Source organism: Bacillus horti, assembly GCF_030813115.1.
Lineage (GTDB): Bacteria > Bacillota > Bacilli > Caldalkalibacillales > JCM-10596 > Bacillus_CH > Bacillus_CH horti.
The window spans coordinates 66,086-80,137 of sequence record NZ_JAUSTY010000003.1 but is presented as its reverse complement, the minus strand read 5'-3'; the positions used below and the strand labels follow the sequence as shown (position 1 = coordinate 80,137).

Genomic DNA, 14,052 nt, shown 5'->3' with positions numbered 1-14,052 from the left:
GCCATCATAGTTTGATTCCCTTAACATGATGAGCATATGTGCATGAATCAGCTGCTCAAAGGCATTTAGATTTCCTTTCTGCGCCTTTTTCACTTCTTTTATTATGTCCACCTAATTCCCCCTTTCGTTTAGACGTATGTTAGATGCACGAAGGTACAAATGGGTTTTAAAAAAATTAAAAGCCTCGTAAATTTTCTCATATTAGAGGAACCTTTTTGTCATTTCCTAAAACATTTTCCTCTGTTCTACGTCTAATATAGTAACAAAAAGCTTGGAAGGGAAGCGTTAATCTATGAAGAAACAAGCACTAGCTCTACTCCTTACCTCCGCCATGTGTGTATCATTAACAAGCACTTCATTTGCTACTCCTACTAAAGAAGTACAAGTATTGGTTAACGGAGACTTCATGAACATGCTAGTTCCGCCCGTCATTAAGCAGGGACATGTACTAGTACCGGTAAGAGAGTTATCTGAAGCGTTAGGCTACACAGTAAAGTGGGAACAATCCAGTAAAACCGTTTATTTGGATAATGAGGAAGAAAGATCAGATGCTCAAAACCCTAGCAATGAAAAGATTATCGTAAATGGTAATCCTATTGCCTCTGATATTCCCCCACAGATTATACAGGGGAGGACAATGGTTTCTGTTCGGACTATTTCTGAAGCGCTAGGCGCAAAAGCAAGTTGGGATCAGGCTAACCGAAGAGTTACAGTTGATACGTTAAAGAATACGGTATCTTTTCCAGAAAACGTTCCCTTATCTTTTGAACCACTGGATTTGCAAAATATTGAGCAGCTTTCATCTATTCCCTCTACATGGGTTAAGCAAGACACCATTACGATAGGACAAATAGATCAAACTGAAATTGAAATGGACTTATATAAAGTGGATTCAGATATTGTTCCTATAATCAATGGAATTTTCAGCTATAAAGGTCAACAATTTGTAGTAAACGATCTAAATGCTTGGACAATTAACGAAGTGGAATTTCAACAATTGAATTTGGAGTTTGGTATAGAAGGGAACAAGTATCTAATCATGTCCGCTATAGGGGTTGAATACGCGTCAAAGATCATTCTATTCGATCAAATAAATGAGGAATGGTTAGTATTAGACACTTGGGGAACTCTAGTGGCTAGTGATAGTCATGGGCTGTATATTCAGTTTCCAGGTCGAGGAACGAATCCGCCAGATTTTTCGTTCATTCGTTTACAAAACAACCGCTTTGTGAGGGCTAGTATGAATGAAATCTTCCAGCCTTTTTTAGAATCTCTTGATTTAGGAAGAGAAAGATTAGCTAGCCGATTTGTAACAAAAGATGAGCAAGCTGAATGTATTTGTCAACTGAAAATCCAGCCACATAGTCATTTAATTTCCGGCCACTTGGCATAAAAAATAATGGCTTTTTTAATTTTCAAAGAGCAATTCTTATCCGCCTGTATCAGTGGCGTTGGGACATGAATTTCAAGCTAATTCCTGGTTTTGCAACCACTCCTTTGTTTCCTTCATTCGGTATGAGTTTCCATTCATGTTGACGATGTAGGACTGATGCGTCAGTCGGTCAATCATGGCTGCTGTCATGACCGGATCCTGAAAGATCTCGCCCCATCGTTCGAAGGATAAATTTGTTGTAATAATCGTCGATTTGCGACCGGCTCGAAGTGAGAGATGGGTAAACAACAACTCCGATCCTTCTTTGTCAAAAGAGATGTATCCCATTTCATCGGCGATGACCAAATCATACTTCTCAAAACGGTTCTGGAACGCACGCAACGTTTGTTCAGAACGACATTCCTTAATACGATTGACGAGTAGGGGCACCGAAGTGAACCACACCTTGTAGCCCTCCTGACATGCCTTCAAGCCGAGTCCCGTTGCAATATGCGACTTCCCCGTCCCTGGATTGCCAGCCAAAATGAGATTGCGACCTTCACGGATGAAGTCGAGTGTCTTGAGGAGCTTGAATTTCTTTTGGGCATCTTCCGGTAAGTACTCAATACATAAATCCTCAAGATATTTCTTGTGCGTAAATTCAGCGCGTCGAATTCGGTTATATCGAGCGGATTCATGGCGGGCGTCACATTCTTTTTCTAGCAATTGGGCAAGAAACTCCTCATAACTGATGTCCCGCTGGTTGGCTTCTTGGATTTGCTCTTCCAGATGGTGACGAATCATTGGGAGACGCAGCTCCTTACTGTACGCTTCAATCGCTTCTTTCCACGCTTTACGTGGGCTTTTTGTCATGCAGTGACCTCCTTGGTTTCTTGGATATGGGCATAAAACAATTCATCGTACATGCGTAAATGCTCTTTGGCTTGATCGGCTATCTCGCACTCGTTCTTCGAAAGAGCAGCCGTAGGAATGGCGATTTCTCGGTTTTTAGCACATAGCACCTTAATCTTGTCCGTTGTGACATGGTTGGGATGAATGGCACGCAATTCCTCGATGCTGCACTCGACTTCGGTTAGACTGACATCGTCTTGCATATATTGCAGCAGGTGTACAAAATCCCTCTCATGTTTGGTATAATAGGTCTCGTAAATGTTTTTTATTTTTTTGGATGCCTGATGCAGTGCCGTGCTACCGGCTAATGCACCAGGTTTTTTCTTTAGCGTTTCAATATAATGACTTAGGTCCAGCCTCCATTCATGGCAACCGGTCAGACGAGCATGCTCAGCGAATCTCTTTCCTTCATGAAAACATAGAATCTGCGTGGAATAGACTTTCACCATCACTTGTTTGCCAACCAAATGATCAGGCACAGAGTAGCGATTTTGATCCACAGCCACCGTGGCATACTTGTCTACCCGACAGTAAAGAACACGTGCCGCATCAAACATCGGCAGGGCAGGGAGTAGGCCATCTCGCTCTTGTTCCATGAGCTCATTTGCCGACTGGTTCTGGTGATCCATTTGTGGTTTTTGGTTCCGCTTGGTACAAGTCTCAAGCAGATACTGATTCGCTTCCTCCAAGGTTTCAAAGGTATCCCTAAATGCAAATGCTTTACGACGAACGACTTCCACACTCCGCTCTACATGGCCTTTCTCATTTCCGCTGTGAATGTTACAAAAGCGAAATTGAAATCCATAGTATAGTGATAACTTCAGCAGGCCTTCTGTCGGCTCCTTTCCCGTTCCGGCGAATTTCTTGACCGCGACTCTCATGTTGTCATAAACCATTGTTTGATACACACCCTTCACGTGATCAAAGAATAACGCGTGAGCCTCTTGAAAGCATTCTGTCGTCTGTTTCGTGAACAGCCAAGCAAAACGGTAGTTTCCATAGGCTGAGGTGAATACAGCCATTTGGTACGTTTGTGTTTTCCCGTTGATCGTTAGTTTAACCTCACCCCAGTCGAACTCACATATGTCTCCCGGTACGTAGGTGGCTTTGATGAATGCCTCCTTTACTTTGTTTTCGTTCTTACGAATGGTACGAAGAACGGTACTGTAGCTAATGTCAACGCCTCAGCTTCTAATGCTTCGAAGATGTCCATGGGCTTCTTCTGCTGCTTACGCATTCCCTTATTGCGTTTTTCTTCATTCTCGGTTAAATGCTGTTTGATTTTCTCGTTGATCTCAGGGGTGAGCTTACGTTTTGGACGTTGGCCAACCTTGTATTTTGGAGCAGTGGTCAGGGCATCAATTAAAGCTTGTACATCGAAATTGGTGTTGCCCGCTGCCAGTAGTTGCTCCCTCCTTTTCTCATATTGGTTGATATATTTGCCCACCGTTTCACGGTGTATCCCCGTCAATCTCGCTATCTCCCTGCGTGACTTCCCTTCATGAATATGCATCATTAATATGTTTTGCATCATGTTCATCTCTAGCATTCTCTCCCAGCCCCCACTTGTTGATTTTCTCTACAAGTAGGTTTATCGGTTGTGGCTGGTTTTTCAATGAATACGGTGGCCTATTTTTAAGTTATCATATACAGCTGAATTTAGAGTATTTCTTTTTAAAGATGGGCAACAAGAAGAAATGACTTACTCGCTTAAGTCTGATGAAATGATAAAAAAGCACTAGGATAATCTGTGGACTCCTGTCTTATTTTCCTCTCTAGCATCTACATCTATTGTAGGTGCTTTTTTCCTGAAATTTATTTTTACTACTGACACAAATTTCGCAAAATTTAATTGACTGAATAATTTAAATTACTATATGATTTATATAATAATTCATGTTAGGTTTTACATCTTTGTTAGCGCTCCATATGATGGAAAGGGGGAAATGAATTGGTTCAGGAGCAAATCCTACAGATTATAGAGAATAAAGAAGTAGCTCAACGAAAGCTAGCACGTATTGCCGGATTAAGTGAATCATCAATTTCAAGGTTTCTGCACGGGTTTGAGGAGGTCAACTTTGAGGCTGTTCTTCGAATGGTCAAATATCTGTTCCCAGATAAAGAATTCGAAATAATGAAAAAATACATGTTAACGCAAAAATCAAAAAATGCTCGGATTTCTATGGAGTACTGTACCGTAAACAGATTGCACGAGGAACTTCGTGAGCTGATTGAGAATCTTGCTTCTGCTGTAAACCCAATAGATAAAGAATGGGCAGTGATGTACCAGTTGATTTTAGAGCATAGAGGGAGGAAAACTCCTTCTTATGATCTGCTCACTAAAGTAGAGGTCTACAAACCGAAAGAAATCGAAATGCGGGTTCTCAAATCTATCCTTAAAGGATACATTTATTACGACTTAGGTCAGTTTGGTGCATTATCTTTACATCTTAAAGAAGCGGAAGTACAAATAGGCGAAATCAAGGATGGATTCCTCAAAGACTCTTTTATATTACGAATTGATATCTTGATGAGTATGGTGTATTTATTAGAAAACAATGTTGAGAAAGCAAGAGAATACGGCAAAGCTTTGCTTAACAAGGATTGGTTCGAGCATACAAAGGCAATAGCTTACAGCCGATTAGGGCATTCGTATATGTTTGATGACTTTTATACATCCAAGATGTATTTGGAAAAGGCCTTAAAGTTATATACTGAAATGGAAGATTGGAATAATGCTACAATCGTAGAATATGATATTTCCTTTATGTCCTCCTATTGGAAGGCTGATCAAGAACATCCCAAAAATCTTGATGATTTTGAGATATTAACAAATTATATCTACTATTTAATTCAAACAGGTGATAAATCCTTTGCTGAAAAACTTTGGAATAAAATAGACGTTACTGCTCTTTCAGAACGGGATCAAGCGTTTCATTGGTTTTATAAAGGGTTGTTAACAGATGACACCAAGTACTATTACTACTCAATTGATTACTTTGTAAAAGTCTCTGATTATTTTCATGTACGCCTCCCTGTTGACGAACTTCTAAGGTTAGGTGAGAATGAAGAAGCATTGAAAATCTTTTTAAGAAAGGGGATTTCACATGAAAAAAATAAAGAAATTGTTCTTAATCGCTAGTTTCACACTATTAATCATTAGTTCTTTCGGACAACAGTTTGCATTTGCTAATCCAAGTGGGGCTGGAACTTATTCCACTACTAGTGTCTCAATTAACCCAAGTCCGTTAGATATTCCTGTAGGGGACACTGAATAATTACACGAAGATAAAGGGGCAAATCTCACAGTATGTTTTCATATTGCTGATTTGCCCTTTAAGTATGTTCTATAACAATTTTAATATCTTGATGACTACCTCTTAAGCTATGGAATCTCAATATCCAAATCCTCAAGATGCCTATGAACGTCTTCAATAGGAACAGCTAAGCCTACCCGTGTGGCTTTTCCTTGAATATCTACACGCGAAGTGGCGAATACCACTCCAATGACCTCACCCTGCTCATTAATGATTGGACTTCCACTATTTCCTTTATAGATAGGTGCATCAATTAAGAGAAGCTCACCCTCGTCACGTTGTAAGTACCCTGCCACATGTCCTTCATTGGCAATATGATTGAAAAACAATGGATTCCCTATGACATAAATGGATTCATCTGTAGCATCCTCATTCCCTTCCGATAAAGGTAAAACCGGAAGACCCTGAGCATTTATGTGAAGGACAGCAATATCCCGAACAGGATCACTTACTAGGACATCCGCAATGTATCCGTCTCCAGTGGGGAAAATGACTCTGATCTGTAGCCCACCCTCAATGACATGATGATTCGTAATAATAATGCCATCCTCCGTAACGGCAAAGCCTGTTCCTTTACCATCCTCCGTACGTATAGTTACAATTGATTCTTTGTACTGTTGAATATCCTCATTTTGAGATAGCTCACTGGATTTCACTAGAAACTGGATTGCTGCTAACGAGTAAACCTGTGGCCAAAAAGCTAGAATATTAGCCACTAACGCTAAGGAGAAGACAAAGGCGATGATTCGTCTAAATCCCTTTCTCTGCAAAAGAGGAGGCGGTATATCTTCATCTTCTTCCTCGTCATCATCAAACCAGTCATCTGGTAGAGCTCCTTGCTCTTGCTCCCACTCCTCCTGCTCTTTTTTTATTTGGTTCTGCTGATCTCGTTGCCCCTCCTGTTCCTCACTTTGCCCTTGCTCTAAGGTTTCTTTATTTCGCTTATCCTTATTGTTCCGATCATTATTCATATCATCACAGTACCTTTCCGTATTTGCGTATACTATACTCCGTTCCTTACTACATTTATCTCATTTCATGACTCTCTTATTGATTTGTTCCTTAATTCGCCTTACTTCATTCTATGAATCTATCCATTTACTCCTAATCATTACCTCTATCTTATCTTATAAAAACCTTATGATGCTAGCTATTTATACGTTAGACATAGGGCTTAGTTTCGACCCTATGTAGATTTTGAATCCGATTTAGCTTTACAAAAGATGTCCCCAAGCGAAATGTGTGTTTTCGTTTGACTATAAATTTTACCCATGCTAAAATTTGATTACTTAATCAAAAAATTAATTAAATAATCAATAAGGTATGTTTTTTATGAAGAATATTAATGCTTAAAAAGGAGACAAAAGCAGTGTACAACGAAACTACTCTAGGTCTATCAAAGATCGAAAAAGCTTTACTTATCATATTATCACCCATTATAGGAGCATTATTAGGTTGGTTTATCCCTTCAATTGCTGAATGGGCTATAAAGATACCTTTTATTCCTTTTGAAGGAGTTTTTGAGTGGATTGCAACTCTAGAAAGCCAATGGGTTTCCGTGATAGCAGCCGTTTTAGGGATGTTAGCTGGGGTATTTTTTGTCTTTTATGCTTTTAGTGAATCTCTTAAAGTAACAATCACAGATGAACAACTGAAGCTTGAATTTAAAGAAAAGGCAACGACGCTTCATAAAAGCGAAATATCCGCGATTTACTTAGAGAAAAAAGAGCTGGTCATCTTAAGCTTGAACGGAAATGAACGGTTTAGAGTACCGTTTGATGCCAAAAGAGATGCTGTATCGGGGGCTTTTGAAAAACACAGGTATCCATGGAAGGATAAAGATCCTTTTGAAAATCAGTATCAGCGGTGGATAGCAGACCATCCAGACTTTCCTGCACATGTGAATGCTCTCATATCCGCTAGAGAGCGAGCTTTAAAGAACGAAGAATCCGAAGAGGCCCAGGTGCTAAGAAAGGATTTAGCTAGCCAAGGTATTGTTGTTCGTGATAAAGATACAAGACAGTATGTCAGAATCGTTAAGGAGAGATAAATGAGTGACGATGCCAAAAAAGAAGATAAGCCATCCTTCATTGCAGAAGCAAGGCGTAATCAAATTATAGAGGCTGCTATCCGTACTCTCGATGAAGATGGATACGTAAAAGCAAGCCTTGCTCAAATAGCCAAAAAAGCAGGCATTAGTACCGCATTGATCTCCTATCACTTTTCTGATAAGAGCGATTTGATGAATCATCTCCTGATGTACCTATTAGAGGATTCAACTGCCTATATTTTAGGGAAGGTCCATCAAGAAAGGACACATACTGAGAAATTAAAGGCGTTTATTAAAGCAAGATTATCTTACCAGCATGCACAGCCAGACCGATACACAGCATTAATAGAAATCATCTTTAATGCTAGAACCCCTGACAATATTCCATATTATAAGCTGAACTCTGAAGAGGATGAGGATGCTATTATGAATGAGCTACAGTCCATTTTACTTGATGGGCAGAAAAAGGGAGCATTTGGAGATTTTCATGTTAGTGTTGTAGCTACTATGATTCAAGGAGCAATTGGAGAATACGTGCTGAACTCGGATATAACAAAGAAGGTTGATGTAGAAATATATAGTAATGAGTTAATAAGTATAGTTCTTCGGGTAGTAGAAGGAAAATAGACTAACTTAAAATCAATAGGCTACCCGTTAGTGGGTAGCCTACAATCTATAATTTTTCTTCTTTACACTATTTTAAATACTTTCCTCATAAAGAATCTCGTCATCAATTCCTAATTACCACCTTTACTAGATTATAGCTAGTTAAGATTAACGTCAAAAATTTATTACAGCCCATTGGTGCTCTTCACTTACCTTATTATCTACTTATATCTCTCCTATAATATAAAAAGCCCTCATAACCCATTGGCTTTGAGAGCTTAACATCGTGTCGTTACTTTTTACTTTTTACTTTTTACTAGCTATATTCAGGAGCTGACCAGACAGGACTTTTCTATCCTTGCTTAGCTACACCTTCAACAAGCTTTTCTAGATCAGGATTAAAACCCTTAATAGCCTTCTCCCCCACCACAGTAACCGGAACACCTAGAAAACCAAATTTTTCAACCTCTGCTTGATATTCCTCACTGCTTAGTACATCTCTGACCTCAAAAGGATATCCCTCTGTAGTAAGGTATTGCTTAACCGCATCACACTCTACACAGTTTTTCGTGGAATACACTATAATTTTATCGCTCATCTCTATGACGCTCCTTTTTATATAAGTCTTTTTTTAATAAGTCTTATTGCTGTTTTAACATCTATCTCATTATCCTATTAAACAAATATCTATTGACCTTTCACCTATTATACTACAATCCCCTAAACGGATGCCTTTAAAGTGATTGTTTTCTTTTCTCGGTACGTTTCTAACACCTCTAAAAAAGGCTCAGCATACTTCTCAAGCTTCTGACTCCCTACACCATGGATTTGCAAAAGCTCCTCCTCACTCAGAGGAATGTAAGCACTCATTTCACGAAGGGTTTTATCTGAAAAAATCATATATGGCGGTAGTTTGTTTTCCTCCGCTAAGGCTCTCCGACATTCACGCAACGCTTCAAACACGTCATCCAGAGGTTCAGCCTGTTCGACTTGAACCTGTATTTTACGGAAAACCTGCTCCTCCCCTTTTAAAATAGGAACTGATTTCGCTGTAAGCTCAAGAGTTGGGTAAGCACTATCTGTGGGCTTCAGGTATTGTTCAGCGATAAGGAAATCGATAAACAGCCCTATATCTTTCAGCGTCATTCCTTTTAAAATGCCATATGTCGGTAGCTTCGTTAAGCCAAACTCTAGTACCTTTTGATTGGATGAGCCCCCTAACACCTGCGCAACGATTGCCTTACCAAACCTTTCTCTCATCCTTTTTACACAGGAGAGAACCATCTGTGCCTCTCTCGTGACATCTACGGCTTCACCTGTATCTAAGCAATTGCTACATTGACCACATGCATCCCCAATCTGGTCTCCAAAATACTGCAGGATATATTGCTGTAAGCATTGCTCTGTATGGCAGTACGTGACCATTTGCTGTAGCTTATGAAACTCTGCCTTTTTTCGCTCCTCTGCAAGCTCAGATTGATCAATGAAATACGTTTGTGTTCTAGTATCCTGAGGCGAGAAATACAGGACACACTCACTCTCTAAGCCATCTCGACCTGCTCTTCCTGCCTCTTGATAGTATGCCTCTATATTCTTCGGTAGATTATAGTGCACCACGTAGCGCACATTGGACTTATCGATTCCCATTCCAAACGCATTGGTTGCCACCATCACTAGCTTCTGATCGAGCAAAAAAGCTTCCTGTGCCTCAGTCCGCTCCTGTTCTCCTAGTCCACCATGATATCTGCCTACACCATACCCCGCACGACTGAGCCTCTCATACAAATGCTCAACCTCCTTACGCGTAGAAGCATAGATAATTCCCGCTTCATTGCGCCTTTGCTGCAGAAACTGTTCTAGCGCTTTAGCTTTATCTATTCCTTTACGTACAGAAAGCTTAAGGTTGCTTCTTCCAAAGCCAGTAACTATTGTGTTCTCTCCAGCTATATCTAAGTGCTGCATTAGATCCTGCTGCACATCAACAGTGGCTGTGGCTGTTAGAGCTAGAACGGCTGGCTTTTGAGGTAAGCTTTGAAGCCATGACCGGATGCTAAGGTAGCTTGGCCTAAAATCATGACCCCACTGAGACATGCAATGAGCCTCATCAATCGCTACTAGAGAAAGGGGTAGCTCTCCTAGAAACCTTACAAAGCTATCCATTTCTAGCCGTTCGGGAGCTAGGTAAAGCAAGCGAAAGTCTCCCCTGCGTAAACCCCTCATTCTATCTACTACCTCTTCTCCCGTTAACGTACTATTTAGAAAGGTAGCTTTAATTCCCATTTCATTTAACCCGTCCACCTGATCCTTCATTAACGAAATGAGTGGAGAAATGACGATTGTTAGTCCAGAAAAAAGTAAAGCGGGGACCTGATAACAAACAGACTTGCCCCCTCCCGTTGGCATAATCCCTAATGTATCCTGCTGAGCGAATAGACGCTCTATTATAGCCGCTTGCCCCGGCCGGAAGGTGGGGTAACCGAAGTATTGCTGTAGCTTTTGTTCCGCTGCTTTCATCATTTGAATACTCATTAACTAGCTCCTTGATCCGTGTACTTCGTCTGACGTCTAATTCTATTTTACAAGTATAACAAGAAAAGCCACGCATGTCTTTTTCAACGGTAAATGGGCATAAATTTGCTTTGTGGGTGAAAGCACTACGGCAATATTGTGATTGAAGTTCAATAGGGATGGGCTATCTATGGATTACTAGTACAAGCAGCCTTATTTAGCTCCCTAATTAATTCCTTATTCTTCGCTCCTTTAGAGTTCTTTATTTCATAGCTTTTGAATAAATAAAAACTTAAGGAGGTGCTGTTCATGCAGTATTATTACGGAGATCAGATGCCATTGCGAGTTCTCGATGAGGCTGAATTTTGGAAGCATCAAGAGGAGGAACATACTGTTGTCATTAGAGAGCTAGTAAGAGATCTTGAACAAGAATATGTGAGCGGCTTAGAGGAATGGGAGGAGGCATTTGCCAAGACACACCAGCTTGTGGTCAGGTACATAGAAACGGTGAATCGTTCAAAAGGTCAGATTTCTCAAGAGTTTTATCAAAATGTTTTGGAACTTGTTTCCTTCTGCTTAAAACAGAGTGAGGAGTTTATTAAAAATTTGAGATTTGACTTTATATGTAGATGATGCTTCTGATAGAAGCAGACTTAGGAACACACCTACCTGAGAATTAGGTGTGTTTTTTGTTTCTAGGTGTCCATGAAGGTAACCCGTCCATCCTTACAAGTATTCAATTCATAATAATCATATTACTTATATAATTTTAATTCTTCTAAAAAATGTATTGACCAATTTATTCCATACGTATAAAATTGGTATAGACAACATGACAATTCCTGTAAACTGTGAAAAAAGGTGGGGGTAAGGTTGAAAAAAAGTTTAATGCTGACCGTAGCCATGCTTCTAGTGTTCGCTGTATTTCTAGGAGCTTGCTCAGGAAACGGAAATGAAATTACAAATTCTAACGTAGAGGGGGATAGCGGAGGAGGGGAGGATACGAGCCAAGCTTCTGGCGATACGATTGACCTACATCTGATCACGATGTTTGGAGGAACAGATCCTGCCACTGACGTATTTAAAAAATCTCTGGAGGAGTTCACCCAAAAACATCAGAACGTCAAGATTACAGAGGAGTCTTTAACGTCAGGTGATGAGTTTAGAACGAAGGTTTTTGCCAGCTTCTCTAGTGACAGCGAGCCCGATGTCACGTTCTTTTTTACAGGTGCTGATTCAAGGAACATTATTGATGCAGGAAAGGTTGTTCCTTTTGACGAGCTTTTGAAAGCGGATACAGCTTGGGCAGATGGCTTATCTCCAGCCGCTTTGGACCAGGTGCGGGAAGCGGATGGACAGCTTTTTGCCGTTCCACTGACAGGCTATTATGAGGGCTTGATTGTAAACAAAAAATTATTCGAGGATCACGGGCTTGACCTGCCGACTGATTGGGATAAATTCGAAACGGCCATCAAGACGTTCGCTGAAAATGGAATTGTCCCACTTGCCGGTTCCTTGGATGAATCCTATTACCTTGTTGAGCATTACATCCTATCAGCAGGCGGTCCTGAAGGGAATACGGCCGGGTTAAAGGACGGAATTCATGAGAGCTGGATCACTGGCTTGAACAAAATTAAAGAGCATTATGAATTGGGTGCCTTTCCTAAAGACACGCATACGATAAACGATTCTATGGCCCAGAATCTATACCAGCAGGAGCAAGCGGCGATGATGGTGAATGGCTCATGGGCACTAGGCGGACTGTCTGAGGAAGTGATGGCGAATACTACCGTTCTGCCATTCCCTGTTATGCCAGGCGGGAAGGCCACGTATGGCGATCTTGTGGCCGGCTTTGGTTCAGGATATTTTCTAAGCAAAAAATCCCATGAGGATGAGAGTAAGCAAGAAACGGCCTTGGAGCTGATTAAGTTTTTGACCTCCAAAGAGATTGTTAAAGCGTTTGCTGAAGCTAACGGAGGGGTGCCTGCTGCCAACGTTGAAGTAGAGGGATTATCAAGTGCGGCTCTTGATGGACACAAAATGGTGCAGGAGGCCAACTCCCTATCTTACCCGATAGATTCCCAAATTTCTCCTGAGGCGTTTACCCATATTCGAACAAACCTCCCGCATATTGCTGTTGGTAGAAAAACAGCTGAAGAAGTGTTGCAGGAAGCTAAGGATATTGAGGATAGCAAATAGTATGGTTGATGTTCCCCATAGCGTTACGTCGTCCCGCTTTGTTTATGGACGGCGTAGCCCTTTCTTTTATTCGAATGATTGTTTTAGAAAAACTTGGCTTATCGCCAAGTCCTGGCGAAAGCCTTAGTTTTTCTTATACTATCTACCTGCAAACTTTTAAATTCTGATAGTACAAAAAATTAGGAAACTAAAGGTGATTATGTGAAGGGCGATAAACTGTTTATTACTCTATTTTTATTACCGATGGTGATCATTACAGGCGTTTTTCTCTATTATCCTTTTTTTAACGGAATAATAAAAAGCTTTTATCAATCAAACGGTTTTTTTAACTCGACGTTTATCGGTTTGGACAACTATGCACGTCTGTTCAAGGATGAAGTTATTCGCATTGCCACGTTTAATTCCCTTGAGATCATGCTCTACGCCGTTATTTTTCAGGTAGGTATCGCCTTGATTCTGGCGGTGTTGGTGGACTCAATTAAGTTTGGCAGGGGATTTTTCAGAACATCCTTTTTCTTCCCTGTTGTGATCTCAGGAGCGGCTATTGGTTTATTGTTCACGCTAATCTACGGCTACAACTACGGAATGCTCAACGGCATCCTAGTGAATCTAGGCTTAGAACGGGTACTGTGGATTAATGAAAAAACGTCTCTCCTTGCTGTTGCAATTCCAACGGTGTGGCAGTATGTCGGCTTCTATTTCGTCATCCTCCTGACGGCTATTTTAAAAATTCCTAGCGACTATTATGAAGCGGCTAAGCTGGACGGGATCACAGGCTTTAAACGAATGGTGTACATCACCATCCCCTTGATTTGGAGCGATATCAAAATCTGTATCATTTTAGCCATTACAGGTGCTTTTAGGGTGTTTGAAATGGTTTATATTATTACGAAAGGGGGACCATTCAACACCTCGGAGGTATTAGGGACCTATATGTATCGGAAAGCCATAACTGATCAAGCGTTTGGATACGGGGCAACGATCGCTGTGTATATCGTGATTCTTGGTGTAGCACTGGCACTGATCACAAATCGCTTATTGAAACGAGAACAGGTTACATATTAACCATATATCAGTAAGAGAGGGGT

General features: G+C 40.7%; 10 protein-coding genes and 2 pseudogenes. 7 read left to right on the top strand and 5 right to left on the bottom strand.

All coding sequences use genetic code 11. The features are described from left to right. Positions 1-292 precede the first annotated feature (292 nt). Positions 293-1,393 (top strand): copper amine oxidase N-terminal domain-containing protein, encoded by a 1,101-nt coding sequence (locus tag J2S11_RS04045; RefSeq protein ID WP_307391287.1) that lies wholly within the window; start codon positions 293-295, stop codon positions 1,391-1,393. Positions 1,394-1,465: 72 nt separating this feature from the next. Here J2S11_RS04045 and istB read toward each other — a convergent pair whose 3' ends face one another. Further along, positions 1,466-2,245 carry an IS21-like element helper ATPase IstB gene (gene istB / locus J2S11_RS04040; protein WP_307391285.1) on the bottom strand — a complete coding sequence of 260 codons (780 nt, stop codon included), beginning with the start codon at positions 2,243-2,245 and terminating at the stop codon, positions 1,466-1,468. Next, positions 2,242-3,833 (bottom strand): annotated as a pseudogene (gene istA, locus J2S11_RS22375) (IS21 family transposase). Before istA ends, istB begins: the two are co-directional and overlap by 4 nt. Positions 3,834-4,235: 402 nt before the next feature. On the opposite strand from istA, the gene J2S11_RS04025 reads away from it, so the two are divergent. Continuing rightward, entirely contained in the window at positions 4,236-5,426 is a 1,191-nt protein-coding gene (locus J2S11_RS04025; protein WP_307391278.1) for an AimR family lysis-lysogeny pheromone receptor, read from the top strand. 243 nt (positions 5,427-5,669) lie between these two features. Here J2S11_RS04025 and J2S11_RS04020 read toward each other — a convergent pair whose 3' ends face one another. Next, positions 5,670-6,572, bottom strand: coding sequence for a S1C family serine protease (locus J2S11_RS04020; RefSeq protein WP_307391275.1), 903 nt, complete (start codon positions 6,570-6,572; stop codon positions 5,670-5,672). A 398-nt stretch (positions 6,573-6,970) separates the two neighbouring features. Here J2S11_RS04020 and J2S11_RS04015 point away from each other — a divergent pair, with 398 nt between their 5' ends. After that, positions 6,971-7,651: a YqeB family protein gene (locus tag J2S11_RS04015; RefSeq protein ID WP_307391271.1), complete on the top strand. Its 681-nt coding sequence runs from the start codon at positions 6,971-6,973 to the stop codon at positions 7,649-7,651. Further along, positions 7,652-8,278, top strand: a complete 627-nt coding sequence (locus tag J2S11_RS04010; protein WP_307391269.1) for a TetR/AcrR family transcriptional regulator — start codon at positions 7,652-7,654, stop codon at positions 8,276-8,278. Positions 8,279-8,609: 331 nt separating this feature from the next. On the opposite strand, the gene J2S11_RS04005 is transcribed toward J2S11_RS04010, so the two are convergent. Both J2S11_RS04005 and recQ read right to left on the bottom strand, forming a co-directional pair. Beyond that, entirely contained in the window at positions 8,610-8,855 is a 246-nt protein-coding gene (locus J2S11_RS04005; RefSeq protein ID WP_307391266.1) for a glutaredoxin family protein, read from the bottom strand. Between the two features lie 122 nt (positions 8,856-8,977). Next, positions 8,978-10,786 (bottom strand): DNA helicase RecQ, encoded by a 1,809-nt coding sequence (recQ, locus tag J2S11_RS04000; protein ID WP_307391264.1) that lies wholly within the window; start codon positions 10,784-10,786, stop codon positions 8,978-8,980. A gap of 288 nt (positions 10,787-11,074) precedes the next feature. Between recQ and J2S11_RS03995 the strand changes: the two are divergent. The 3 genes and pseudogenes from J2S11_RS03995 to J2S11_RS03985 form a co-directional block, all read left to right on the top strand. Continuing rightward, positions 11,075-11,377 (top strand): annotated as a pseudogene (locus J2S11_RS03995) (DUF2935 domain-containing protein); the annotation flags it as partial. Positions 11,378-11,638: 261 nt separating this feature from the next. Further along, positions 11,639-12,964: an ABC transporter substrate-binding protein gene (locus tag J2S11_RS03990; protein WP_307391261.1), complete on the top strand. Its 1,326-nt coding sequence runs from the start codon at positions 11,639-11,641 to the stop codon at positions 12,962-12,964. Between the two features lie 201 nt (positions 12,965-13,165). Next, positions 13,166-14,029, top strand: coding sequence for a carbohydrate ABC transporter permease (locus tag J2S11_RS03985; protein ID WP_307391259.1), 864 nt, complete (start codon positions 13,166-13,168; stop codon positions 14,027-14,029). Positions 14,030-14,052 lie beyond the last annotated feature (23 nt).